This window comes from Micromonospora sp. NPDC005171 (genome assembly GCF_040608575.1).
GTDB lineage: Bacteria > Actinomycetota > Actinomycetes > Mycobacteriales > Micromonosporaceae > Micromonospora.
The window spans coordinates 11,491-36,304 of the sequence record NZ_JBEXIM010000032.1 but is presented as its reverse complement, the minus strand read 5'-3'; the positions used below and the strand labels follow the sequence as shown (position 1 = coordinate 36,304).

Annotated in this window: 18 protein-coding genes and 1 pseudogene; 2 read left to right on the top strand and 17 right to left on the bottom strand. The window is 71.7% G+C overall.

All coding sequences use genetic code 11. The features are described 5' to 3' along the window. Positions 1-42 precede the first annotated feature (42 nt). Positions 43-1,434, bottom strand: a complete 1,392-nt coding sequence (locus ABZU74_RS26680; RefSeq protein ID WP_355429236.1) for a glycoside hydrolase family 6 protein — start codon at positions 1,432-1,434, stop codon at positions 43-45. 204 nt (positions 1,435-1,638) lie between these two features. Next, positions 1,639-3,033: a PLP-dependent aminotransferase family protein gene (locus ABZU74_RS26675; RefSeq protein WP_355429149.1), complete on the bottom strand. Its 1,395-nt coding sequence runs from the start codon at positions 3,031-3,033 to the stop codon at positions 1,639-1,641. On the opposite strand from ABZU74_RS26675, the gene ABZU74_RS26670 reads away from it, so the two are divergent. Then, entirely contained in the window at positions 3,032-3,979 is a 948-nt protein-coding gene (locus ABZU74_RS26670; protein ID WP_355429146.1) for a DMT family transporter, read from the top strand. The genes ABZU74_RS26675 and ABZU74_RS26670 overlap by 2 nt on opposite strands. On the opposite strand, the pseudogene ABZU74_RS26665 reads toward ABZU74_RS26670, so the two are convergent. The 13 genes and pseudogenes from ABZU74_RS26665 to ABZU74_RS26605 all read right to left on the bottom strand — a co-directional run. Then, positions 3,949-4,902: pseudogene (locus tag ABZU74_RS26665) on the bottom strand (carbohydrate kinase family protein); the annotation flags it as partial. The gene ABZU74_RS26670 and the pseudogene ABZU74_RS26665 overlap by 31 nt on opposite strands. A gap of 15 nt (positions 4,903-4,917) precedes the next feature. After that, entirely contained in the window at positions 4,918-6,363 is a 1,446-nt protein-coding gene (gene ahcY, locus ABZU74_RS26660; protein WP_355429143.1) for an adenosylhomocysteinase, read from the bottom strand. Between the two features lie 128 nt (positions 6,364-6,491). Beyond that, on the bottom strand, positions 6,492-8,567 hold the full coding sequence (locus tag ABZU74_RS26655) for a multicopper oxidase family protein (protein ID WP_355429140.1): 2,076 nt from the start codon (positions 8,565-8,567) through the stop codon (positions 6,492-6,494). Positions 8,568-8,672: 105 nt separating this feature from the next. Then, entirely contained in the window at positions 8,673-9,332 is a 660-nt protein-coding gene (locus ABZU74_RS26650) for a response regulator transcription factor (RefSeq protein WP_355429137.1), read from the bottom strand. Then, positions 9,329-10,447 carry a sensor histidine kinase gene (locus ABZU74_RS26645; RefSeq protein WP_355429134.1) on the bottom strand — a complete coding sequence of 373 codons (1,119 nt, stop codon included), beginning with the start codon at positions 10,445-10,447 and terminating at the stop codon, positions 9,329-9,331. The genes ABZU74_RS26650 and ABZU74_RS26645 overlap by 4 nt, the downstream gene beginning before the upstream one ends. 166 nt (positions 10,448-10,613) lie before the next feature. Beyond that, on the bottom strand, positions 10,614-11,903 hold the full coding sequence (locus ABZU74_RS26640) for a cellulose binding domain-containing protein (protein ID WP_355429132.1): 1,290 nt from the start codon (positions 11,901-11,903) through the stop codon (positions 10,614-10,616). Between the two features lie 334 nt (positions 11,904-12,237). Then, positions 12,238-13,383: an alanine racemase gene (locus tag ABZU74_RS26635; RefSeq protein WP_355429129.1), complete on the bottom strand. Its 1,146-nt coding sequence runs from the start codon at positions 13,381-13,383 to the stop codon at positions 12,238-12,240. Continuing rightward, complete coding sequence (locus ABZU74_RS26630) at positions 13,380-14,978, bottom strand: IucA/IucC family protein (RefSeq protein ID WP_355429126.1); 1,599 nt, start codon at positions 14,976-14,978, stop codon at positions 13,380-13,382. Before ABZU74_RS26630 ends, ABZU74_RS26635 begins: the two co-directional genes overlap by 4 nt. Beyond that, positions 14,975-16,603, bottom strand: coding sequence for an IucA/IucC family siderophore biosynthesis protein (locus tag ABZU74_RS26625; RefSeq protein ID WP_355429124.1), 1,629 nt, complete (start codon positions 16,601-16,603; stop codon positions 14,975-14,977). The genes ABZU74_RS26630 and ABZU74_RS26625 overlap by 4 nt, the downstream gene beginning before the upstream one ends. Beyond that, positions 16,600-17,769, bottom strand: a complete 1,170-nt coding sequence (locus ABZU74_RS26620) for a siderophore biosynthesis protein (protein WP_355429233.1) — start codon at positions 17,767-17,769, stop codon at positions 16,600-16,602. The genes ABZU74_RS26625 and ABZU74_RS26620 overlap by 4 nt, the downstream gene beginning before the upstream one ends. Before the next feature lie 50 nt (positions 17,770-17,819). After that, positions 17,820-19,319: an MFS transporter gene (locus tag ABZU74_RS26615; protein WP_355429121.1), complete on the bottom strand. Its 1,500-nt coding sequence runs from the start codon at positions 19,317-19,319 to the stop codon at positions 17,820-17,822. Further along, positions 19,316-20,602: an MFS transporter gene (locus ABZU74_RS26610; protein WP_355429119.1), complete on the bottom strand. Its 1,287-nt coding sequence runs from the start codon at positions 20,600-20,602 to the stop codon at positions 19,316-19,318. Before ABZU74_RS26610 ends, ABZU74_RS26615 begins: the two co-directional genes overlap by 4 nt. Further along, positions 20,599-21,309 (bottom strand): siderophore-interacting protein, encoded by a 711-nt coding sequence (locus ABZU74_RS26605; protein ID WP_355429116.1) that lies wholly within the window; start codon positions 21,307-21,309, stop codon positions 20,599-20,601. Before ABZU74_RS26605 ends, ABZU74_RS26610 begins: the two co-directional genes overlap by 4 nt. A gap of 81 nt (positions 21,310-21,390) precedes the next feature. Between ABZU74_RS26605 and ABZU74_RS26600 the strand changes: the two genes are divergently transcribed. Further along, entirely contained in the window at positions 21,391-21,951 is a 561-nt protein-coding gene (locus ABZU74_RS26600; protein WP_355429113.1) for a GNAT family N-acetyltransferase, read from the top strand. Between the two features lie 75 nt (positions 21,952-22,026). Here ABZU74_RS26600 and ABZU74_RS26595 read toward each other — a convergent pair whose 3' ends face one another. Both ABZU74_RS26595 and ABZU74_RS26590 read right to left on the bottom strand, forming a co-directional pair. After that, complete coding sequence (locus ABZU74_RS26595; protein WP_355429110.1) at positions 22,027-22,641, bottom strand: DUF305 domain-containing protein; 615 nt, start codon at positions 22,639-22,641, stop codon at positions 22,027-22,029. A gap of 53 nt (positions 22,642-22,694) precedes the next feature. Continuing rightward, the gene (locus ABZU74_RS26590; RefSeq protein WP_355429108.1) at positions 22,695-24,578 is read right to left on the bottom strand and encodes a sigma-70 family RNA polymerase sigma factor; all 1,884 of its coding nucleotides are present in this window, start codon (positions 24,576-24,578) and stop codon (positions 22,695-22,697) included. Between the last annotated feature and the right edge of the window lie 236 nt (positions 24,579-24,814).

Sequence of the window (24,814 nt, the reverse complement as noted above, 5' to 3'; positions counted from 1 at the left end):
CGGAGAGTGATGCTCCGCGCCGGGCCGCCGCATCGGGTGGGGTCAGCGCGTCACGCAGTCGGCCAGAACGCCGCTCGGGCCGGTGCCGGTGCCCTGGAAGCCGAAGTTGGTCGACTGCCGGCCGAGGACCCGTCCGTTGTAGCTCATGTTGACGAACCCTACGGTGCCGCTGGTGCCGCTGACCTGGGCGTTCCAGGTGCTGGTGACCGCGCCGTTGGGCAGCTGGATGGTCACGTTCCAGCCGTTGATGTCCGACTTGCCGGCGGTGACCGTCACGCTCGCGGTGAAGCCCTCGGCCCACTGGTTGACAGTGAACGACGCGTAGCAGCCGTCACCGGCCGGCGGCGAGGAGTTCGGTGGAGGGGTGGTCGGCGGCGTGGTCGTCGGCGGGGTCGTGGTCGGGGGGGTGGTCGTCGTCGGCGGCGTCGTCGGCGGGGTGGTGGTGGGCGGGTTCGGAGCGCCGTTGGCCAGGCTGAAGGCCAGGTCGGGCTGGAACGAACCGGCCGTGTAGCGGCAGCCGTCCGCCTCCCCCGGCGGCTTCACCCACAGGTACGCGTCGATGTTGCCGTCGCCGGTGTTGGTCGTCGGGTACTGCCCGATGCGCCGGTCGGTGTTGTCGTCGCCGCACCAGTCCCCACTGGCGCCCCCGTTACGGCTGGTGTCGATGACCTGGCGCTTGCCCGAGATTCCCATGCCGTTGAGGGCGGAGATGACCGCCCGACCGAAGTTCGCCTCGCTGGAGGTGGAGTTGTAGTTCGACACGTTGGTGAAGAAGCCGTCGGCGTACTGCACGCCGGCTGCCCGGAGCCGGTTGGCCGTCTCGCCCGCGCTGTTCCAGGTGGAGTGGCCGCCGTCGAGGTACACCTTGGCGTTGGGGTTGCCCGACTTGATGGTCCGGGTGGCCGTCGAGATCGCCGCGTTGCGTGCGCTGATCTCGGCGCTGCTCAGGCACGTCAGCAGGGCGAGTGAGTCGGTCTCCAGGATGATGATGACGGTCTGGTTGCCCAGTCCTCGGGAGAAGTTGGACACCCACGTCTGGTACTGGTTGAGGTCCGGCGCCCCACCGGCGCTGGCCCCGCCGCAGTCCCGGTTGGTGATCTCGTAGACGGCCAGCACCGGGATCTGCTGCGCCGCGTTGGCCGCCCCGATGAACCCGGAGACCTCGGACTGCACAGTCGACGGGTTGAAGTTGGCGAACCAGCGGGCCTGCGGCTGACTCGCGATCTTGTCGCGGATGACTGCCGTACGCGAGTCGCCGGGGTTGGCGGCGACCCACCGGACGACGGCCGAACTCGGGTCGCGGTAGAGCGACCCGGACAGCGTGCCGGCGGAGGCACTGCTGACGGCGAGACAGACGCCGACGGCGGTGGCGCCCGCGACGGCCGCCACGCTGATGGCCGCCGATCTGCGGCGGAGCGAGGAGAGGATGGCCACGACGTGTTGCCTCCAGATCACATAGATGTGTCTAAGTTAATGGGAGCGTTCCCATGGACGTTAGCGGAGGCGCGCACCACTGCCAAGATGTGAACGGTCGTCGATGAGATGGGTGCAGAGGTTCGGGTGTCACAGCAGCCACCACCGTCGGCCTCGACGACCGCTCGCGGGCTACACGATTCAGGGTCGCGATCCCGCCTGGCGCTATGGGCGGCCGAGTGCGACAGCGAGTCGACGGACCGCTTCGTCCATCAACTCCGCCGGGGCCGCTGCGTAGGTGAGACGTAGGTGCGGCGCTGGCGCCTCGGCCGCATACCAGGGCCGGCCGGGGAAGACGATCACGCCCGTGGCGGCAGCGGCGGCGGCCAACGCCACGTCGTCAGTGCCGTCGGGCAGCCGGACCCACAGGTGCAGCCCGCCGCGGGGAACGCCCTGCGGGGTCAGCGACGGCAGGTGCCGCGCCAGCGCGGACAGCAGCGCCTCGCGCCGGGAGCGCAGCTCGTTTCGCAGGGTACGGCGATGCCGGGTCCAGGCAGGTGCGGTGACGAACTCCAGCGTGGCCTGCTGCAGCGGGCCGGCGACGAAGAAGTCGTCGAGCAGCCGGGCAGCCCGCAGTCGGGTGCCGGCCGGGCCGCGCGCACCGATCGCGGCGACCCGGAGACCGGGTGCGGCGGATTTGGTCAGCGAGCGTAGGTAGATGACGTGCCCGTCCGGGTCGTCGGCGGCCAGTGGCGGCGGCGGCTCGCCGTCGATGGCCAGGTCGCGGGCGTAGTCGTCCTCGATCAGGAACGCCCCGGCGTCGCGAACCGCGGCGGCGACCGCTGCTCGGCGCTGGACGGCGAGCGTCGCGCCGTGCGGGTTGGCGTAGAGCGGCTGACAGTAGAACAGCCGGGCGCCGGTACGGGCGAACGCGACGGCGAGCTGGTCGGGCCGCACGCCGTCGACGTCGGCCGGTACGGGTACCAGCCGCAGCCCCGCTGCGCGGGCGGTGGCCAGCGCGCCCAGGTAGGTCGGGGACTCCACGAGCAGGGTGTCGCCGGGCGTGGTCAGCGCGCGCAGCGTCGAGGAGAGCGCGGCCTGCCCGCCGGGGCAGATCACCATGTCGTCGGGGCGCAGCCCCGTGCCGGCCTCGCGGGCGAACCACGCGCGCAGATCCGCGCGCCCCTCGGCCGGCCCGCGCTCCCAGCAGGACGGCTGGCGGGCCGCGCGGGCCAACGCCGCGCCGAGCGGACCGGCGGGCTGAAGGTCCGGCTCCAGATAACCACCGGACAGCGAAATCGCACCTGCAGGCGGTAACGCGAGTAACGCCTGCATCTCCTCCTCGCCCGGCCGGCGGGGGCCGAGCGCCACCGTCTGCCATGACAGGTCGGGTGCGCTCCGCTGGGCCAGCCGACTGGCCACAAAGGTGCCCCGGCCCGATCGGGTCTCGATCAGGCCCTCCGCAACGAGCTGCCGGATCGCCGCCGCCACCGTCACCGGGGAGGCGTGGTGGCGGGCGGTCAGCTCGCGCACCGAGGGCAGACGCGTGCCGGGTGCCGCCGCGTCCACCAGTCTCCGCAGATCTTGAACAACAGAATCAACAGCGTTACCGTTGCCCATGACAGCACAGAGTAGCGCTACTGCCCCGGCGACGATAACAGCGGGACGCGGCGCCGGCCTCGCCCTCGGCGCGCTGGGGGTGCTGGCCTTCAGCATGTCGCTGCCGGCCACCCGCGTCGCGGTGCAGGATCTCGACCCGTGGTTCGTCGCCTTCGGCCGGGCGGTCGGCGCGGCGCTGCTGGCGTACGCGTACCTGCGATTCACCGGTGCGCCGCGACCCACCCGGGGCCAGTGGCAGCGGCTCTCGATCGTCGCGCTCGGTGTCGTCGTCGGCTTTCCACTGTTCACGTCGCTCGCGCTCACCACGCAGACCTCCGCGCACGGCGCGGTGGTCATCACAGTGCTGCCCGCCATGACGGCCGTCTTCGCGGTGCTGCGGTCGAACGAGCGCCCGCCACCGTTGTTCTGGATCGCCACTGTCGCTGGACTGCTGTCGGTGCTCACGTTCCTCGCCGCCAGCGGCGCGGTGCACGGCGCCCTGTCCCTCGCCGACCTGTTCCTGCTGGCGGCGGTCGTGCTCTGCGGCCTCGGGTACGCCGAGGGCGGGGTGCTCGCCCGCGAGCTCGGCGGCGCCCGGACGATCTGCTGGGCGTTGCTGCTCTCCCTGCCTGCCACAGCGCCCATCACCGCCGTGGCGGCCGTCGTCCATCCCCCACAGGCGGACGCCGTCGTCTGGTCGGCGTTCGGCTACCTCACCGTCGTCTCGATGTTCCTCGGCTTCTTCGCCTGGTACGCGGGTCTCGCCCGGGGTGGCATCGCCAAGGTCGGCCAGATTCAACTGGCCCAGCCCGTACTGACCCTGATCTGGTCGGCGCTGCTGCTCGGCGAGACCGTCACACCCGCCTCGGTCGCGGCGGCGGTGGTGGTGCTGGCCTGCGTCGTGCTGATCCAGCGCACCCGGGCCAGCCCCAACGCGCGCACGTCGACCGCGACGTCGGGGCCGTAGGAGTCGGCGATGCGGCGCTCGAAAGCGTCGGCGTCGACCGAGTATTCCTGCGGTCCCTCGACCTCCAACACGTGCGCCGCCAGGACGCAGCCCACCTGCGCCGCGCGCTCGATGGGCAGGTCGGCGGCGAGCGCTGCGAAGAAACCGGCCCGGAAGCCGTCGCCGACACCGGTCGGGTCGACGATGCCGCCGACCTGCGCCGCCGGCACCAGGAAGTCGCCGTCCTGGCCGGTGATCCGTACCCCGTTGGCGCCCAGGGTCACCACCCGTACGCCGACGCGGCGCAGGATGTCGTCTTCGCTCAGCCCGGTCTTCGACTCCAGCAGCGCCGCCTCGTACTCGTTCGTCAACAGGTAACGCGCGCCGTTGATCATCGCCTCGATGTCGGCCGACGGCATCCGGGCCAGTTGCTGTGACGGGTCGGCGGCGAAGGGCAGGCCCAGTCGACGGCATTCGGCAGCGCGGGCGAGCATCGTGTCCGGGTTCTCCGCGGCGACGATGACGAGCCCGAGGCCATCAGCCCGCGCGGCGACACCGTCGAGGCTGATCCGGTCGGGCTCGCCCATCGCGCCGGGATAGAACGACGCGATCTGGCAGAGGTCGGTGTCGGTGGTGCAGATGAAGCGGGCGGTGTGTGCGGTGGAGCTGACCTGCACCTCCGAGCAGTCGACGCCGTGCCGCTCCAACCAGCTGCGGTAGTCGCCGAAGTCGCCACCGACCGCGCCGAGCAGCACCGGCCGGTGCCCGAGTTGGGCGAGCCCGAAGGCGATGTTGGCCGCGACCCCGCCGCGTCGGACGACGAGGTCGTCGACGAGGAACGAGAGCGAGACGGTGTCGAGTCTGCCGGCGATGAGTTGCTCGGCGAACCGCCCCGGGAAGCGCATCAAATGGTCGGTCGCGATCGAGCCAGATACGGCGATCATGCGGGGCGGGCCCTTTCAGTAACGGTAGTGGTCTGGCTTGTAAGGCCCCTCGACCGGGACGCCGAGGTAGTTGGCTTGTCCCTTGGTCAGTTCGGTGAGGCGGACACCCAGCGCGGCGAGGTGGAGTCGGGCGACCTTCTCGTCCAGGTGTTTGGGGAGGGTGTGCACACCCACCGGGTACTGGTCGGTGCTGGTGAACAGCTCGATCTGCGCGATGGTCTGGTTGGCGAAGCTGTTCGACATCACGAAGCTCGGATGCCCGGTGGCGTTGCCCAGGTTCAACAGCCGACCCTCCGACAGCACGATGATCGAGTGGCCGTCCGCGAACCGCCACTCATCCACCTGCGGCTTCACCGTGATCCGCTCGACGTCCCCGCGGTTCGCGAGACCTGCCATGTCGATCTCGTTGTCGAAGTGGCCGATGTTGCCCACGATCGCCTGGTGCTTCATCCGCGCCATGTGCTCGTTGGCAATCACACTGAAGCAGCCCGTCGCGGTCACGAAGATGTCCGCTGTCTCGACAACGTCGTCGATGGTCGCGACCTGGTAGCCGTCCATCGCCGCCTGGAGGGCACAGATCGGATCCACCTCGGTCACGATGACCCGCGCCCCCTGACCGCGCAGACTCTCGGCGCAGCCCTTGCCGACGTCGCCGTAGCCGAACACGACGGCGACCTTCCCGCCGATCAGCACGTCGGTGGCCCGGTTGATCCCGTCAATCAACGAGTGCCGGCAGCCGTACTTGTTGTCGAACTTGCTCTTGGTCACCGAGTCGTTCACGTTGATCGCCGGGAACAGCAGGTTTCCCGCCTGCTGCATCTCGTACAGCCGGTGCACGCCGGTGGTGGTCTCCTCGGTGACCCCCTTGATCCCGGCGGCGACCCGCGTCCAGCGGCGATCGTCCTCCCGCAGCGACCGGGTCAGGACGCCGAGGATGACCTCGTACTCCTCCGAGTCGGCGCTCTCCGGCGACGGCACCGCTCCGATCGCCTCGAACTCGGCGCCCTTGTGCACCAGCAGCGTGGCGTCACCACCATCGTCGAGGATCATGTTCGGGCCCTGCCCGTCCGGCCAGAGCAGCACCTGCTGGGTGCACCACCAGTACTCGTCGAGGGACTCGCCCTTCCAGGCGTAGACCGGGACGCCCGCCGGGGCTTCGGGGGTGCCGGTCGGGCCGACCACGATCGCCGCCGCCGCGTGGTCCTGGGTGGAGAAGATGTTGCAGGACGCCCACCGGACCTGCGCGCCGAGCGCCACCAGTGTCTCGATCAACACCGCCGTCTGAATCGTCATGTGCAACGAGCCCGTGATCCGCGCGCCCTTCAACGGCTGCCGCGAGGCGTTCTCCCTCCGGATCGACATCAGACCCGGCATCTCATGCTCGGCTAGCTCAATCTCCCTACGCCCGAAGGCCGCCAGCGACAGATCCGCCACCTTGAAATCGCTGAAGTTGCCAGTCATGTTCGCGCCCTCCCCCAACAGCATCGAGGACCGTTGGAGTCCCGTTCAACGGCTCCCGTGCTCTACACCGGGCCACCGCGGCTGGCTGTGCCCGAAGCGGCCGGTGGAGAAGGGCTCGTCAGTCCCGCCTACTCGGGCTGGTTGGGAGTGCCGCGCCCCAGCTCATAGGGGGACGTCACGCCCTCGTAGGCGAGGTGCATCACCATGCCGTTCGCCGCGTGGTCGAGGTTGTGGCAGTGGTCCATCCAGAGCCCCGGGTTGTCCGCCTCGAAGCCGATCTCGTAGATCTCACCGGGGATCACGTCGAGGCTGTCGATCCACCACGGCGACCCGGTCGCCCGGACCCCGTTGCGCGACAGCACCAACGCGTGGTGGCCGTGCAGATGCATCGGATGGTTCTGGTGGCTGCGGTTGACGATCCGCACCTTGACCACGTCGCCCATCCGGACCATCAGCGTCGGCGTCCTGGGGAAGCTGTGCCCGTTGATGATCGGCACCAGGTGGAGGCCGCCGTTGTAGAAGGACAGACGGTCGTCGAGAAGTTGGGTGAACGCGCGGTCGTACGACGAGCCGGCGTCGAAGGGCCGGGAGCCGCCGGATCCGTACGAGAGCGGATCGAACTGGTCGCCGTCGTCGACGATCTTCGGCGTCGAGGTGTCACCCGGTGGTGCCAGGACCAGCCCGGCGTCGCGGTTGGCGAGGTCGGTCAGGCGCACCGGTTCCGCCGGCATCGTGAACGTGACGTCGTAGCGTCCACCGGCCGCCAACCCGAACCGCGGGTCGGTCAGCGGAGTCGGGCCGTTGACGTCGACCCCGTCGATCGCCGCCACCCGCACCGGCGCGCCGTTGACCGTCAGGGACCGCGAACGACTGTCGGTGGACGGGTTGTTGTCGGTGTTGACCAGGCGCAGCCGCACCGGCGTGCCCGGGGCGACCTCCTGGCGTTGCAGCGTGTCGTTGGTGCCGAACGAGACGATGTTGTCATCCGGCGTACGCCACTCGTGGGCCTGCACGACGAAGTCCCGCTCGCCGGGTGGTGGGCCGTCGCGCGGCTCGACGATCAGCGCGCCGAACAGGCCCCGCCGGATCGCCTCCAGCGGGTTCTGGTGGGTGTGGTACCAGAAGGTGCCGACCTGCTCGGCGAGGAACCGGTAGGTGAAGGTGCCGCCCGGCTCCACCGCGTTCTGCGTCGCGCCGGCCACACCGTCCTCACCGTTGGGCACGTCGAGACCGTGCCAGTGGATGGTCACGTTCTCGTCGGGAACTTCGTTGTGCAGCGTCACCTCGACGAGGTCGCCCTCGCGGACCCGCAGCTCCGGCCCGGGCGACTGCCCGTTGTACGTCAGCGCCTTGATCTCGGTGCCGGACGAAAGACGTACCGTGGCGTTCTTCGCGGTCAGGGTGAAGGCCTTGTCGGGCTTGTCGGTCCGCGGCCCACGCAGGTCGTCCACGGAGACCCCGCCGTGACCACCGTGGCCGATCGAAGGGCCGCCGCCGTAGTCGACGTTGTCGTGGGACGTCATGGACATCCGGTCGGGCAACCTGCTGCTCCGGGCCACGTAGGTGATGCCAGCCGCGACGACGAGCACCGCGACGGCGGCCTGCGCGGTGGCGCGCAGGGCGCTGGCACGCCGGCCACGGCGTGCGAGATCGGTCGCGGTGACGACCCGCAGGCGATGCCCCTGCCAGAACCACAGCACCGACACCGACAGGAGGATCGGCGCGGCGTGGGTCGCGATGTCGTCGAGGTAGGACGGGACCGGACGGGACACGTACGCGAAGTAGACGCCGATGACAGTCGCCACGGCCGTCACCTGGACCGGCACGACGGACCTGGGACTGGCGGCGGCGGCGCGCGTCTCGGCGTCGACAGGTGCGTCGTCGCGGTTGGCCAGGGCGCGCAGGCCCGGCACGGTCCAGACGACGACGGCCGCCATCGGCAGCAGCAGGAGCGGCATCTGCACGATCACCCGGTTGTCGGCGAAGATCCAGTCGACGGCGAGCATCAACCCGATCGCGACACACTTGACGACCAGCACCACCAGCGCGACGACGAGCAGGCGCAGGAGCCGACGGGCGCTCCTGCGGAGCGCCTCGGGCGTCGGCCGCCAGGCCAGCCGGGTGGCGAGGATCGCGGCGGACAGCCAGATCAGGAACAGGACCCCGGCCAGGATCCCGTCGGCGTTCTCTCCGACCTCAAACATGACGCCAACGTACGAAGGATGCGTACCACGCGGCATCCGTCGAGGAACGGCCGGTGCGTACGGCGATCGCCGTAGTCGGCACCGCCTGCGACACAAGGGCCGTAGCTAGCTGCCGGGTGCGACGAGCCCGGTCTGGTAGGCGAGCACGACGAGTTGCGCGCGGTCGCGGACGCCGAGCTTGACCATGGCCCGGTGGACGTGGGTACGGGCGGTGGCGGGGCTCATCGACAGCCGGCGACCGATCTCCTCGTTCGTCAGCCCGCTGGCCACCAGGCTCATCACCTCGCGTTCGCGGTCGGTCAACACGGCCAGCCGGCCGCCGTCGACCGGCGTAGGCGCGACCTTGCTGACGAACGCGCTCACCAGCCGGCCCGTCACCCGCGGCGAGATCAGCATGTCGCCGCCGGCCACCACCCGCACCGCCTGGCGCAGCTCGTCGGGCTCGATGTCCTTGAGCAGGAACCCACTCGCGCCGGCGCGCAGCGCCTCGAAGACGTACTCGTCGAGCTCGAAGGTGGTCAGAACGATGACCCGCACGGCCGGGAACCGTTCGACGATCGCGGCCGTGGCCCGTACGCCGTCGAGCACCGGCATTCGCACGTCCATCAGCACGATGTCCGGCCGGGTCGCGGCGACCATCTCGACAGCCTGGGCACCGTTGGACGCCTCGCCGACCACCTCCAGGTCGTCGCTGTGGTCGAGCAGGCCCCGGAAGCCGGCTCGCACGAGTGTCTGGTCGTCCGCCAGCACCATCCGGATCGTCACGTCGTCTCCTCCACCTCGACCGGCAGCCGCGCGGCCACTCGGAAACCCCCGCCCTCCGGCCGGTGCCCGGCAGCGAGCGATCCGCCAGCGGCAGTGGCCCGCTCCCGCATCCCGGCCACCCCGTGCCCCCGCCGGTACGCCGCGGCACCGACCCCGTCGTCGACGATCTCCACAGTGACGGCGTCACCCGCGTAGGTGATGGTGACGTCGACGGTCGTCGCTCCGGCGTGTTTGACCGTGTTGGTGATCGACTCTTGCACGATCCGGTAGATCGAGAGCGCCACCTCCGGCGGGATCGGGCGCGGGGTGCCGGCAATCCCCGACCGCACCTTCACGCCGGCCTGTTCGGCGACCGCGAAGACGCGGGCCAGATCGGGCACCTCGCCAGCGTCGCGGAGCATGCCGATCGCCGAGCGGACCTCGTGCATCGCGTCGCGGGCCGCGCCCCGGATGCTCCGCAGCGCGGCCCGCGCCTCGGCCGGTTTGCTGTCGAAGATGTCGTCGGCGAGGCTCGCCTGCACACTGATCGCGGCGACCGTGTGACCGAGTACGTCGTGGACCTCGCGGGCGATGCGGAGTCGCTCCTGGGCGACCTCGTGTTGGCGCTCCTGGCGCATGACGGCGAGGCGCTGTTGTGCCTCGGCCAGCCGGATCCGGCGGGTGCGGATCGTCTCGGCGAGCAGCACCACGGCCGCGAGCAGCGAGCCCTCTTCGACGGTGGCCGAGAGAGCGGGGAAGAAGCCCTCGCCGAGCAGCGTGTAACGCATGATCAGCTCAAGGACGACGAAGAACCCGGCGACGACGAGCGCCCAGGTGAACCGACCGGCGGCCGCGACGGAGAAGAGGGCGGCGGCCAGCGGGAGGGCGGGCGGGATGCCCGGGTATTCGAGCGCGTAGTAGATCATCAGCGCGCTGACCGAGCCGACCAGCACCAACAGCGGCCAGCGGCGCCGAAAGACCAACAGGAGCCCGATCACCGCGCCGATCGCGTAGGCGCGCGCGTCCGGCGGCCGGGCACCGGGCTCGTCGGCGACTCGAATCGCCACCGCCACGACGGCCGCGACGACGATCGCGATGAGGGCATCGATCGCGATTCGTCGGACGGCCGGGCTCATGTCCGCAACGGTACGACGCGCGTACGGTCCGTTAGCGAGCGCCCAGGGCGAATACACGCTCCGGCCGGCCGGCGGCGGCGGGACCCGGTGGCACCGGCGGCGAGTGCCGCCGGCGGATGTCACCTGCGGGCCCGGAGCCAGTTGGCTCCGGGCCCTCGTCCTGCCGTCAGGGGCTGGTGCAGGTGACGTTGCTGGGCGCGGTGGCACCGTTGCCGGTGGCGGTGAAACCGAAGTTGGTCGAGGCGTTCGGGCCCACCGTGCCGTTGTAGGGGGCGTTCCGGACGGTGACGCTGCCGGTGGTGCCCGTGTTGACACCACTCCACAGGCTGCTGATGGCCTGACCACTGGCCAGGGTCAGGCCCACGGTCCAGCCGTTCAGGGCCGTCGTGGAGTTGTTGGCCACTGTCACCTCAGCCTGGAAGCCGCCGGGCCAGGTGTTGAGCGTCCGGTAGGTGGCGGCGCAGGTGCCGGGCTCCCCGGTCGGCGGCGGGGTGGTCGGCGGCGGGTCCGTGGGCGGCGGGTCGGTCGGCGGCGGGGTGGTCGGGGGCGTGGTCGACTCGAACTGGCTGAAGAACCTCCAGATCTCACCCGAGGTCCAGGTCCGGGAGTCGTTGGGGCTGCCCGACCCGTCGACCGGGCTGGGGGTGTGGTCACCATCGAAGGCAGCCCACTGCACCGGGTAGCCGGCCCGGCATCCCGCGTAGGCGGTGGTGATGTGGGTGAGGCTGCCCCGGCTCGGCTCGCGCGGGCTCTGCGCGGTGCAGCCGTTGTTCCGGACGAACGTGTCGCGCAGCTGCCGACCCTGGGAGATGTTCAGCACGCTGTCGTAGATGCCGTGGATGCCGAAGTAGGCGACGGGCTGGGTGCCCCCGTTGCATCCACTGAGGTTGGCGCCGGACAGCACGGTGACCGCGCGGATGATCGTGGGTCGGGCGCAGGCCACCGCGTAGCTCATCGCCCCGCCGTAGCTCCAGCCCAGGGCGAAGCGCTGGGTGGTGTCCACGCACAGATCGTTCTCGATCTGCCGGGAGATGTCGTCGAAGAGAGTCAGGTCCCGACCGTTGGTGTTGGCCCAGCCGGCGTTGAGACCCTGCGGAGCGACGAAGATCGTGCTGTTGTTCGACAGCGGCTGGAGCCCGTAGTAGCCGGCCGAGGTGACGTTGTTGGCCGAGCCGTTCAACCAGTGGAAGCCGAAGATCAGTCGGTAGGGGCGGTTCCGGTCGTACCCGTCCGGGATCCGCAGATTGTAGGTACGACTCTGGCCGCTGCTCTGAATCGTGCGCGTCCCACTGGCGAGTGTGGGGGCCTTGCCGCAGCCGGCGGTCGCCGCGAGGGTGCCGTTGGTGGCGGCCACCGCCGTCGCACCGAGGCCACCGCTCAACACGCCGCCGGTGGTGGCCGCGAGGAGAAGCGCCGCGGCCGCGATGGATGGGAGGAAGAACCTACGTCTCAGCATTGCTGGGGCTCCTTGCCGTTCGGCGTCTGGTGCTCGTGGCTTGGCAGCGGCACCGAGGGGGTGTGCGGCTGCCACCCGTCGGCGCCGGGGGCTGCCTGCGGTGGAGCGTCGGAAGCTGGGCATGCGGCCGGCACGACATCGTCCGACGACCAACAACGGTCGCCTGGCATCGACGGGGGCCCGGACTGGTCACCGACCGGGGAAGGCGGCGGGAGGGCGAGGCCCTCGGCGCGTCTTCGCCGGCTGGCTCGGGTGACCGGGAGCGTGCCCTTCACTCCCGGGTGAAAGATAGCATGTTATCGATAACATACCGAGCCGGTCGAGCCTCTCCGGCTCACCTCCCGAGCGGCCGGGCCACCCACTCGGCGGCCACTTCGTGCAGGTCACCGGTGCGAAAAAGCGGGGGCTCGTGCAGCAGGAAGTCGCGGTGGCTGATGTTCCAGGCGTACGCCCCGGCCATGGCGAAGGCCAACACGTCACCCACGCCGATCGGCCCGGCGGTGGCCGAGGAGGACAGCACGTCCTTCGGAGTGCAGAGTTGCCCGACCACCGTGACCGGCCCACCGTCGGTGCGGGGGCCGCCGACACCGCGTCGCCTGTGCACCGTGAACGGCTGCGCGTGCCCCTTCGCCGCCGGAGTCCGCAGGTGGTGCGTTCCGCCGGCCACCACCACGAACCACTCGCCGTAGGAACGCTTCACGTCGATGACCTCGGTGAGGTACGCCCCGCAGTGGGCGGTGACCGACCGGCCCGGCTCGATGCGCAGCCGCACTCCCGGATGCCTGTCGAGGAGGTCCGCCAGGGCCCGGCCGTAGCCCTGCCAGTCGAATCGTGCGGCCGGGTCGGTGTAGTCGACGGTCATGCCGCCGCCGACGTCGACCTCGTCGGCGTCGACCTCGGCCGTCGCCCAGTCGACCACGGCGGCGGCGACCGTCGCGGCGAGCGGCGCGTCCAGTCCGCTGGCCAGGTGGGCGTGGATTCCGCGTACGTCGATGCCGGCGGGCGGGCGGCGGGCGCACGCCACCGCGTCGGCCGGGTCCATGCCGAACGGGCTGGGTCCACCGCCCATCACCAGGCTCGCACCCGGCGCGTCGACCGGCAGGTTCACCCGCAGCAGCACCGGGGCCGACCGGCCCGCCGCGGTGGCCAGCGCGCCGAGTCGCGCCAGCTCGGCGGGTGACTCGACGTGGATGCGGCGCACCCCGGCGGCGAGAGCGGCGGCGAGGTCCGCGTCGGTCTTGCCCGGCCCGGCGTACGCGGCCGGCGCCCGCCCCGGCAGCACCTCGGCAAGCCTGCGCAGCTCGCCCCGGCTGGCGGCCTCGAACCCGTCGACGATCGGGGCGAGGGTGCGCAGCACACCGGGATCCGGATTGGCCTTGACCGCGTACAGCAGCTCGACCGGCCGGGGCAGCGCCGCCCGGATGGCTCGGGCCTGCCCGGCCAACGCGTCGAGGTCGTGGACGTAGACCGGTCGGGTCATCGTGGCCCAACCAGCGGGTTCGGCACCGGCACGAACGGTGCGGCCCGGTCGGCGTCGCGCCGCCACCGGACCAGCAGGTTCGCCTTGGCCTGCAGCGGCTCCCCGGTGAGCAGCGCGCGCAACTCGGCCGGCTCACCGAGGTCGGCGGCCACCGCCTCGACGACGGCCCGCAGCTCCTGCCACAGCCGCCGTTCGATTCCCGGTCGGGCGTCGGCGAGGGCGCCGCTGATCCCACCGAGGTGGTTGACGAACAGGCAGTAGACGATCCGGCGGTGGGCGGCCCGGGGACCGTAGCGGACCTGCGGCGGGATGCCGTCCGGCCAGGCGCCCCACCGGTCGGCGTCCAGCTTCACCCCCTCCAGGTCGCGCAGCAGCACGCGTACCGGGCGGCGGTCCCGGTCGAGCACGACGACCACGTTCTGCAGGTGCGCCTCGTGCACGACGCCGTGGCTGAGCCAGCTGCGCAGCACCGCCGGCACCAGCAGGCCGACGTACGCGCGCCACCAGGCCACCGGATCCGGTGTCACCAGCGGCGTCGCGGCCAGCGCCGCCGCCAGCACCGGGGTGTCGCCGGGACGCAGGTGCGGGCGCAGACCGCCGCGCAGGATCGTCCCGTACGCCTCGTCCGGGCCGGGGGCGTCGACGGTGCGGTAGGCGGGCTCGGCGAGCAGCCGCACCCCGTCCGGCAGCGGCACCCGGGCCAGCAGGTCGGTGAGCGCCACCGCGCCGGTGAGTTCGTAGCGGGCGTTCTTGCGCAGGCAGTTGGTGATCCGCACGTGCAGACTGGTCTTCACGAACAGGTCGGCCTCGGGGGCGTAGAGGGTGCGGACGCTCGCCGTGGGCCGTACCGGCACACCGGCCGCCCCCAGGTGGCGCAGCCGTTTGTGGGTGGGCGGGACCAGCGCCAGCTGCCAGGGGTGCACCGGCAGGACGCGGTGCCCGCGCGGGGGTCGCGGCGGGTCGAGGGCGGCCACCAGCGGATCGAACGGTCCGGCGTCGGCGCTCAGGTCGTCCGGTACGGCGAGCCAGTGCAGCCGGAACGCGGTGCGCAGCTCCGGCGCGTACGCCCGCCAGCTGTCCGGGTCACCGCTGCGCCACTTCGGGGTGGGGTGGTGCGGGTGGCCGAAGACCAGCGACTGCTCGGAGTCGACGTACGCGTCGATGGCGGGCTCACCGGTGGGGGTCGGATCCTCGGCCGGCCGGTCGGCCAGCAGCCGGGCCACGGTGTCCCGGCTGGCCCGGACCTGCTCGACGAACTCGTCGTTCACCAGGCCGGTACGGGTGGTGAGCTCCGCCGCGACCAGGGCGGCCAACCCGTCCGCGTCCAGGTCTTCCCACTGTCCGCCGCCGGTGCTCCGTTGGACCGGGCCGGTGTAGCGGTGCGCGCCGAGCGGGGAGGCTCGCGCGACCTCGCAGCGCACTGTGACGTCGAGGTGCGGCAGCAGCAGCCGTACGGCGCCGTCGACAACGGTCGGGGCGCCGTCCGGCGGGGCCAGCTCGCGCAGCAGGCAGCCGAAGACGGCGTGGGCGGCGGCCAGGTCGGCGCGCTGACCGGTGTCGCTGGCCGGCCGGGAGCGCAACTGGGCGCCCGTCATCGTGTCCCCCGGAGGTAGTTCGGGCCGGTACGCAGGTAGTACTTGTTGATGTCGGCGCAGCCCAGCCGCTGTTTGGGCAGCAGGGTGCCGGCGGTGAGCATCGCCTTGACGGGCAGTTGGGTGGCGTGCAGGACCCGCTCGGTGAAGGTCCGCGCCGCCGGTCCGTCGCTCCACCGGTCGCGGGCGGCGGTCAGCCGGGGCACCAGCGCCTCGGCCGGTGTCGGCACGGGCAGTCCTCGGGCGGCCAGGGCGACCAGGGGCGCGGCGGCGGCCAGGTGCAGGGTGATGGTGATGAACACGTCGGCCAACTCCTGCGGGTCACCAGCCCACATCCGGTCGTCGTGCAGGGCGAGCCCGCTCGGGCCGTCGTGCCGCGCGTCGAGCCGGGCGCCGTCGTTGTCCTTGTAGAGCAGGCCGACAGTGCCGTCCTGGTGCACCAGCAGGTGGATGTTCTGCGGGTGCGCCTCCAGGGCGATTCCGTGGCGGAGCCAGAGGAAGACGTGCCAGTCGAGCAGCAGGTCCAGGTAGGACTCCAGCAGCCCGACGGGCCGCTGCGGGCTGATCCGTGAAAGGACCGTGCCCGCCACCGGGTCGGCTGCGGCGAGGGCCGCGACCGGCACCACCTGGGCGCCGGCCAGGTCGCGCGGGAATCGGCGGAGCAGGAAACCGCGTCGCTCGTCGCCGTCGACGTGCGCCCAGGTGCTCTCGTCGGCGTGCCGGATCCGGCCGGCGAAGCGGGGTTCGGCGGTGGCGATCCGGTCGAGCAGCGCAGCGACGGCCGCGCCGTCGGCGAGCGAACCCGGTTGCAGGGTGCGTCGGTTGCGCGCGCCGAGACTCGCTGTCGGCAGCGGCAGTTTGAGATGCAGGTACGGGTCGTTGTCGAGCGCCACCGTCCGCATGGAGAGGGTGGGTCGCACCGGGGTCACCGGCAGGTCGACCACCGGGAGCACGTCGCGGGCCACGGTGATCGGATGCGCCGGCAGCAGCAGTTGGTCCGGTCGCGCCGCGCGGGGCCACCACGAGGGGAGTTCGCCGGTGAGCCGGACGTCCTCGGCCTGTGCGGCGTACCAGCGCAGCGCGAAACGTGGGGCGTGCTCCGGGGCGTACCGGAGCAGTTCGTCGTCGCGCAGACCGTGCCGGCACCGGTCGGTGGGGTAAACGGGGTGGCCCTGGTGGGCGGCGAGCACGTCGTCGAGGAGCGCCGCCGGCAGGCCGGTCGGGGTGAGCGCGCGTTCGGCGGCCACCTCGGTGAGCACCCGCGTCCGGCTCCGGGCGGCGAGCCGTCGGGCCCGCAGATCGGCGCGGCACTCGACGGCGAAGTCCCGCCAGCCGGCCTCGGCCTCGGCGTTGTCGCGCGGGGCGAGCAGCGTCAACAGCCCTTCGAGGGTCTCCGTACGCTGCGGGTCTCCGCCGCCGACCACCAGCAGCACCATCGGTGCGGCGGTGCGCACGGCCTGCTGGAACCCGTCCGCCCGGACCGGAATGCGCAGCAGGCCGGCGGGGTGCGGCACCTGCCACCAGTCGGGCCCGTCCGGTCGGCCGGCGCTGCGCAGACCGAGGTGATCCTCGCGCAGCAGGGCGTCGAGCACCCGGGTGATGACCTCCCGCTCGCAGTCGTCGCTCACTCGACGATGGTCCACGAAAGGTCGCTGCGGAGGGCGGCCAGCGACTGCCGGACGGCGCCCTCGTCGGGGCCGATCCCGTGCAGCACGGCGAGGTAGTCGCGGTTGGTGCCGGTGTGCTCGGCGGTGCGGCCCACCTCGCGCAGCGGATGGCAGCCCAGCCGGACGTCGCCGTGGGCGGTGTCCAGTGGGCCCGGTGCGGCGACGAGACGGCCGGACCGGTCCGCGCAGACGTACTCGACCCGGGCGTAGCGGTCGACGGTGTCGGGCAGGCGAAGGGCGGCCAGCGGCTCGCCGAGGTGCAGCCGGATGACGTACTCGAACAGCGGCACACCGAACAGTTCGGCGAGGATCAGGTCCATCCGGTCGCCGATGAGGCGGTAGTTCACCTCGATGAGCCGGACCCGGCCGTCGGAGAGGACGTACTCGGTGTGGCAGGCGCCGAAGCCGACCCCGAGCGCGTCGAGCCGCGTCCGCAGCTGGGTGCGCGCCTGCTCCGCCGGGGGCGACCAGGCGAGGCTCTCCTCGGTGAAGGTCGGCGGCGGGCCGAGGCCGGTGCGCCACCCGCCGAGGGAGGCCAGTTCGGTGCCGTCGCCGAGGGTCTCGAAGGTGCGCAGCTCGCCGTCGAGGTACTCCTCGACCACTAGGGCCAGGTCGGGACGCCGGCCCCGGATCTCGGCGACCCGGGCGACCAGTTCGGCGTGGTCGGCCACCAGGTAGGCGTCCTCACTGGCTACTCCCTCGCGGGGTTTGACCACCGCCGGGAACATCCCGGTCGGCACCTCCGGCGCGTTGCCGGGGTCGACAGTTCTGGTGCGTACCAGATCGAGGCCCGCAGCGGCGATCGCCCGGCGGGCTGCGGCCTTGTCCTTGCAGAGACGGGCGGCGTCGGGGTCCTTGCCGGGCAGGCCGAGCTTTCGGGCGGCGATCGCGGTGGCCTCCTGGAGATGGTCGCTGTTGGACAGTAGCGCCACCGGTCGGGTCGGTGCCGCCGCCGCGACCACAGCGGCCGGGTCGCGGACCGCGCACCGCGCCACCCGCACCTCCGCCGGCCATTCGCCGGGCCGATCGGTCAGCACGGTGGCCGGGAGCCCGAGCGACGCCGCCGCCGGGAGGAACCCGTCCAGGACGGCGTCGGTGGGGTTGAGCGCGGTCAGGTAGAGCCGCATACCGCCTCCGTCGACGACCATGATGTTCCTATTAGGATAGCCTATCCTAATTAAACGGATTTGGTGCGGTCTGCCCGGTGTAGCAACCCGGCGGCCACCAGACCGCCGATCAGCACCGCGGCCGCGCCCACCAACTGCCCCGTCTCCAGCGCCGAAGCGAAGGCGACAGTCACGGCCTCCCGTTCCGCCCCTTCGCGGGCGGCGGCGAGAGCCGCCGGAAACGATCCGGCGCCGGCCAGGGCCGCCGGCAGCAGCGCCGCGAACCGGGCGTTCAGCACGGCACCCAGCACCGCGATGCCGAGGCTGCTGCCCACCTCGGTCATGGTGCCGTCGACACCCGCACCCGCGCCGGCCCTCGCGGTCGGGATCGCGCCCATCACCGCCTCGACGATGGCCGGATTGGCCAGCGCGCAACCGACACCCATGACGAGCAGCCCGGCCAGCAGCACCCCGTACCCGTCGGTCGGAAAGACTGTGACAAGCGCGAGACCCGCCGCGAGCAGCGTCATGCCGACGGCGATGGCGACCGCCAGGCCGAGCCGACGGAGCACACTCGCGACCACGCCACTGAGGTTGAGCAGCACGATGGAGAGCGCGAAGGGCGCCATCCGCAGACCGGCCTCCCAGGCGGGATACCCACGGACGAACTGGAGGTGCTGGGTGAGCAGGAACAGCGCGCCGGTGGCACCGAACGTGATCAGCACGACGCCGGAGATCGCACCGACGAAGCGCCGGTCCCGGAAGAGACGCATGTCCAGCATCGGGTACGCGATCCGTCGCTCCCACCACACGAAGATCCCGAGCAGGAGTACGCCGACAACCGCCGCTCCGACCACCTCGGTCGACACCCATCCGCGCTCCGGCCCGGAGATGATCGCCCAGACGACAGCTGCCAGACCGGCGGTGGAGAGCACAGCGCCCAGCACGTCGAGTCGGCCGCCGGCCGGCCCGCGGGACTCCGGGACCAACGCCCGACCGACGAGCAGGCAGACCAGCACGATCGGCACGTTCATCAGGAAGATCGCACCCCACGGCAGGTGCGCGAGGATCGTGCCGCCGATCGGTGGCCCGATGGCGAAGCCCAACGCGCTGGTGGCCGCCCAGATGCCGATCGCCCGGGACCGCTCGGCGGCGTCGAAGACCTGCATCGCCACCGCGAGCGTCGCGGTGACCAGCAGCGCGCCACCGACGCCCATCCCGGCCCGCGCGGCGATCAACTGCCCGCTGGTGCTGGCGAGCCCTGCGGCCAGTGAGCCCACCCCGAACAGGACGAGCCCGGCGAGCAGCATCCGGCGGCGACCGTACCGGTCGGCGGCGCCACCGGCGGTGAGCAACAACCCGGACAGCACCAATGCGTACGCGTTGATCATCCATTGCACCTCGGCGGTGCTGGCGCCCAACTCGGTGGTGAGCACCGGCACCGCCACGGTCAGCACGGTGTTGTCCAGCACCACCACCAACTGCGCGACGCACAGCACGGCAAGGATGAGCCATCGCTGTGGCAGTCGTGCCGATGTCGCGGTGTCGGTGGCCGGCTGGACCGCGGTCACGTCACCGCCTTGACGCCGTCCACCGTGGGCTGCTCGGCCGTCGAGCCGACGGTGGGCTGCTCGGCCGTCGGGCCGACGGTGGGGCCGGGCCGGTGCGGGAACCGCCGCTGGTGGGCGAGGCCGACGGCGATGCCGGCGGCCACCAGCACGATGGCTGCGACCGCGACCGCCGGGTAGCCGACCCGGTCGGCCGCCGCGAGACCGATGGACGCCGCCACGAACGAGCAGAGCAGGCCGAACGACGACAGGACCGTGAAGTCGGTGCCGCCGGTGTCGGGCCGCGAGTAGTCCATGTTGACCGTGTAGAGCACGACGTTGGCGATGGTGTAGGCCACCATGAAGCAGCAGAGCGCGGCGACGGTCCCGCCCAGCGGCGCGCTGCCGTTCATCAGCGGCAGCAGCAGCAACGTCGACACCGTGAGCGCGACGCCGCCGACCACGAGCACGCCACCGCGCCCGAACCGCCCGATCCCGAGCCCCGCGACCAGACCCGCCACGATGGCCGGGGCACTCGTCACCACCCCGGTGACGACGCCGATCCGACCCAACGACCACCCGGCGTCGACCAGCGCCGGGCTGACCAGGGCGTACGCCATCCCCGCGCCGACATAGACCAGCGGCACCACACCGAACGTCCACAGACGGCAGCCCGGTTGCCCGAACACCGACAGCAGTGCCCGGTAGGCCGTGCCGACCCGTTCCACCCGATCGGTACGGGGAGGCTCCCGGAACCGCCACACCACCAGCAGGCCGACCGCCGTCATCGCGACCAGCAGGCCGATCGCCGGCGCCCAGCCGAACTGGTCGTAGACCAGGACGCAGGCGCCGCCACCGAGCAGGTTGCCGAGATAGCTCGCGGCGACCTGGATGCCGTTGCCGGTCCCCCGGGCCGAGTCGGCGAGCATCCGGACCGCGACGGCGTCCACCGCGATGTCCTGGGTGGCCGAGAAGAACACGTACGCGGCGCAGATCGCGATGATCGGGCCGAGCGCGTCGGCCGGGCTGGCGAACGGCAGCAACGCCAGCAGGGCGAGCACCAGTGCGGTCTGGAGCACGAGCAGCCAGGAGCGGTAGTGGCCGCGGTGCCGTGAGCCGTACCTGTCGAGGATCGGCGCCCAGAGGAACTTGATGGGCCAGATCAGGCCGACGATCTGCAGAAGGGCCAGCGTGTCCAGCGAGGTGCCACCGTCGCGCAGGATGGCGGTGAGCCCGACGGTGATGAAGCCGACGCCGAGGTACTGGGTGACGTACAGCGCGGTCAGGGTGCCGAGCCGGCCCTTCATGCCGCTTTCCAGTAGCCGAGGGAGGTCAATCTGTCCTTGTCGACGCCGAGCGTCTTGCGGAGGTGTCGGGTGATGCCCCGGGTGGTGGCCGCCTCGCAGGCCACCCAGTAGTGGCCCGTGCCGCTGGTCGGCAGGGCCGCGCAGACCGTGTCGACGAGATGCTGACCCGCGTCGCGCCGTGGCACCCAGGTGACGTCGTGGTGCGCCCGGGCCCGCAGCGCGAGCGCCTTCTCGCCCTCGTGGGCGTACTCCAGCCAGACCGTCGCCGGGATGTCGGCACCGGCGTCGAGCAGGCTGTTCACCGCGGGCAGGGAGGCCGCGTCGCCGACGAGGTAGAGGTGCTCGGGCGCGGGGTCGGGCAGCTCGAAGGCGCTGCCCTGCATGGTCGCGCCGATGGTGTCGCCGACCTTGGCCGTGGTGGCCCACCGGGCCGCACAGCCGTCGTGGATGGCGAATTCGAGGGTGAATCGGCCGGTGGCCGGGTCGGGGTCGACAAGCGTGTACGCGCGCTGGTGTGCCCGGCCGTCGTTGTCGAACCACAGCCGGATCCACATCGTGGGGTGCACCCCGCACGTCTCCAGCAGGCCGCCACCGTCCAGGAGGAGCCGCTGGTAGTGCCCGTCGATCGACTCGGTGCTCAGGACGGTCAACTGAAAGTCCCGCCCTCCCATGGCCTTGAGGACCAGGGCCTCCCAGTTCCGTTTCACGCACCCCTCCAGGTAAGGTCATCCTTGGTTAGGCGAGGTTAACCTAAGTTGCGCCCCGGATGGAACAGAGGACAGCGCCCGATGACGTACCAGGAGAAGATCGCCGGCCTCGGCGAGCTGTCGTTGGTGACCGTGGACCCCAACCGGGACGCCGCCCTCCTGCACGGTTGGGTGACCCTCCCCCGCAACTCCTTCTGGGGCATGGGTTCGCACACCCTCGACGAGGTACGCGAGATCTACGCCTTTGTGGACAGTCTGCCCACACACCACGCGTACCTGATCATGGTTGACGGGGAGCCGGTCGGCCTATTCCAGAGCTATCAGCCCGAGGCGGATCCGGTCGGCGAGCGCTACCCCGTCCAGCCCGGCGACGTGGGGATGCACCTGCTGCTCAGCCCTGACCGACGCCTCGCCCGCAGCCTCACCAACGCGGTCGGCCCCGCCATCGCCCGCTTCCTGTTCCGCGACCCGACCGCCCAGCGGATCGTGGTCGAGCCGGACGTCCGCAACCACCTCGCCCTACGCCGACTGGAGATCGAGGGCTTCACCTTCGACTCGGAGATCGACATGCCGGACAAGCGGGCCCAACTCGCGTTCCTGACCCGCGCCCGGTTCGCGGCACGACACCCGACGCCGGCCTGACCATCGACGCGTCCGGCGACTGACCTGCCTCCCCGGTGGCTGGGCCGGGCATCGGCCGTTCCTCTGGGCGGCAGGTCAGCCGCCCGGCGCGGCGGTGGGCGCGCCGAACCGATTGTCGAGCGTGCTCAGCTCGGCGGCCCGCGCCTGCTGGATCCGGCCGGCGAGCGCTTTCAGCTCCGGGCTTCCCCCGGCGGTCTGCTCACCCCGGCACAGCACCACTGTCTGCGCGAGGTGCGCCCGGATCAGGGCAGCTGCCCGGGACGACACCTCGGCGTCGGGCGCGGCACGCAGCTCGGCGAGGCTGACATCGGTGACCATGCCGGGCATCTGATGCCCCGCGTGGATGTTCAGTTCCGGCACGTTGCCCGCGGCCAGCAGCCCACGCAGGTCCCGCAACTCCGCCTGATGAGCCTTACGGAGTTCGCCGAGGAGGGTCCACAGCGACGGATCCGCGTCCGTTGGCCGGGTGTCGAGCTGGTCGATCAGCGCGACCGCGCCCTCGTTCATCGGAATCAGCAGTTGGATGAAGGCGTCGTCGGTGCCGTTGAGCACCACCGGCGCGGTCGGCACCGCGGTGGCCGACGAGGCGGTGAGGGCCTGGTCGGAGCGACCCCAACCCTGGGCGAGACCGACGGCCAACGCGGTGGCGGCCAGGGTCGCGACGACGCCGACCAGCCGCCCAGCCCGCACGCGAGACCCGGGGCGCTCTGCCATCAGCGGCCCGTCCATCCGTTCGTCCCCGCTCAACGGGCGGCTTGGAACGCGCGGCCGACCACTGTCGCCTCGGCTCCGTCGCTGAACAACCCGGACCGGTCCTTGTCCGTGGCGGGTAGCCCGAACCAGGCGTAACGCTGCAGGTAGGGGAGTTTGCCGAGCATCGCGGTGGCCGCCGTGAGGAAGGCCGCCTGCTGCTCCTGGCTGGGAAACTGCGAACCGCCCCCACCGAAGCGGATCAACGCGAACTCGGTCAGCCAGATCGGCTTCCGGTACCGCTGGTGGACCGCCTGTAGGTACTGCCGAAGTTGGGCCACCGCGCTGGCGGTGGTGAAGTCGGCGCCGAACCAGTGCAGCGTGATGAAGTCCACCCGATGACCGCGGGCCTGGGCACCTGTCATGAACCTGTCCAGCCAACCCTGCGGGTCCGGCCCGCCCCAGGCGACCGCGGGGCTGCCCAGCTTGCTGCCCGTCGCCATCAGCTGCGGCCACAGGTCCAGCGCCTGCTCGGCTGTCATGTTCGCCTGCTCGGGCAGGTCCGGCTCGTTGAAGGTGAGTAGGTACGGCCCGGCGGCCTTGGCCCGGGTCAGCTCAGCGGCGGTGACGTTCTCCGCGCTGCGGATCATCGGCACGAACGTCGCGCCGCGCGGAGTGCTGATTCCGGGGTGCTGGGTTCCCCAGGTGTAGTACCAGCTGGCCTTGGACTTCGCCAATGCCTGACTCGCCCCGGCGAAGTTCCACACCCCGACCCCCTTGCGCGCGGAGCTGACCACCGGCGCGACCGGAGCTTTCGACGAGGGTCGTGCGCTCGGCGAGGGCGCGACGCTCGGGGTGGCGAGGGTGCTGGGTGCCGTGGACGGCGGAGCCGCCCACGAGGGTGCGGCCGGATCGTCCGGCAGGATCACCACCGCCATGGTGATGGCCAGCACGGCGGCGGCCACACCGGCGGCGAGGGACGGCACGAGACCCCGGGGCCGGTTCATCGCGAGGTCGACGACGCTCTGGCCGCCACCCGCATCGGTGGACACCGCGCCGGGTGGGGTCGACCCGGCGGCGGGTCCGACGGTCGGGCTCGGCGGCACGACCGCCTGCGCGGCGGCCGCCGGCGCGGTCGCGCTCGGCAGGTGGGCGCCGAGACCCGCCGGCAGCGGCAGCAGTGGCAGGCCGGCGAGCAGCCGATCGATCGGCAGCAGCGTGGTCCCCAACCGTCCGCAGAACGCGCAGTCGCGGACGTGTCGAGCCAGTCGCTTGCGCCACAACGAGCTGGGCGTGCCGTCCCACTCGGCGGTCACGGCGCCCAGGTCGGGGCAGCCGGGGCGGGCGCGGAGCGCGCGTACGACGCCGCGGGCGCTCTGGATCTGTTCCTTCATCCGGTGGATCCGCACCGCGACGTGCCCGGGTGACAAGCCGAGCGCGTCGGAGACCTCGTTCCGGGTGATCTCGCCGGTCTCCTCCAGCCACCACAGCGAGAGCAGTTCCTGGTCGTCCGGGTCGAGCCAGCGGGTGGCCTCGGCGACCTCCCGTCGCTGGTCGGTGAGGCCGAGTCGGAGAATCGTCATCCCGGCGAAGTCGGAGGCGGGGTCGGGCACGTTGTGGATCGCGTCGAGCCCGGCGTCGCGGTTAAGCGCGACGCGGCGGCGCGTCTCCCAGTCGCGCACCTGGCGGATGGTGATCGCCACCAGCCAGGACCGGTATGCCGCCGGGTCGTTGAGCGCGGGCAGGTGGCGGATCACCCGTACCAATGTCTCCTGGACCACGTCGTCGACGTCGGCGTGCCCGCGCAGCGCACGCCCGACGATGTTGTAGACCAGCGGGAGCGAGGCCGCGACGACGTCGTCGAGAGCGCGCTGGTCGCCCTGCCTGGCCGCGACGACCAACCCGACATCGGGCAGTGCTCGACCGGCTGACGACATGGGTTTCACTCCTTGTGTGCTCATCCGCGCGGCGCCCACGCTGCGTGCGCTGACCGCCCTCAAGATCGGAGACTCGCGGCAGCGGGTGGGATTACAGAATTCCCGGGCCGCAGGCTCGCCACAAGCGAGGCGGGTCCGTCGGCGACGCATATGGAGCGACCGTGCCGGGTATGGTGCGGGGTGTCGGTGTCGCCGGGCGCTCGCCCGTGCACAGGACACCAGCATTCGGGCGCCAG

Coding starts and splice junctions, on each gene's coding strand:
- ABZU74_RS26670 (WP_355429146.1), top strand. CDS start 3,032: ATGACAGCACAGAGTAGCGCTACTGCCCCGGCGACGATAACAGCGGGA.
- ABZU74_RS26675 (WP_355429149.1), bottom strand. CDS start 3,033: ATGGGCAACGGTAACGCTGTTGATTCTGTTGTTCAAGATCTGCGGAGA.
- ahcY (WP_355429143.1), bottom strand. CDS start 6,363: ATGACTGGCAACTTCAGCGATTTCAAGGTGGCGGATCTGTCGCTGGCG.
- ABZU74_RS26655 (WP_355429140.1), bottom strand. CDS start 8,567: ATGTTTGAGGTCGGAGAGAACGCCGACGGGATCCTGGCCGGGGTCCTG.
- ABZU74_RS26645 (WP_355429134.1), bottom strand. CDS start 10,447: ATGAGCCCGGCCGTCCGACGAATCGCGATCGATGCCCTCATCGCGATC.
- ABZU74_RS26640 (WP_355429132.1), bottom strand. CDS start 11,903: ATGCTGAGACGTAGGTTCTTCCTCCCATCCATCGCGGCCGCGGCGCTT.
- ABZU74_RS26635 (WP_355429129.1), bottom strand. CDS start 13,383: ATGACCCGACCGGTCTACGTCCACGACCTCGACGCGTTGGCCGGGCAG.
- ABZU74_RS26630 (WP_355429126.1), bottom strand. CDS start 14,978: ATGACGGGCGCCCAGTTGCGCTCCCGGCCGGCCAGCGACACCGGTCAG.
- ABZU74_RS26620 (WP_355429233.1), bottom strand. CDS start 17,769: ATGCGGCTCTACCTGACCGCGCTCAACCCCACCGACGCCGTCCTGGAC.
- ABZU74_RS26610 (WP_355429119.1), bottom strand. CDS start 20,602: ATGAAGGGCCGGCTCGGCACCCTGACCGCGCTGTACGTCACCCAGTAC.
- ABZU74_RS26600 (WP_355429113.1), top strand. CDS start 21,391: ATGACGTACCAGGAGAAGATCGCCGGCCTCGGCGAGCTGTCGTTGGTG.
- ABZU74_RS26590 (WP_355429108.1), bottom strand. CDS start 24,578: ATGTCGTCAGCCGGTCGAGCACTGCCCGATGTCGGGTTGGTCGTCGCG.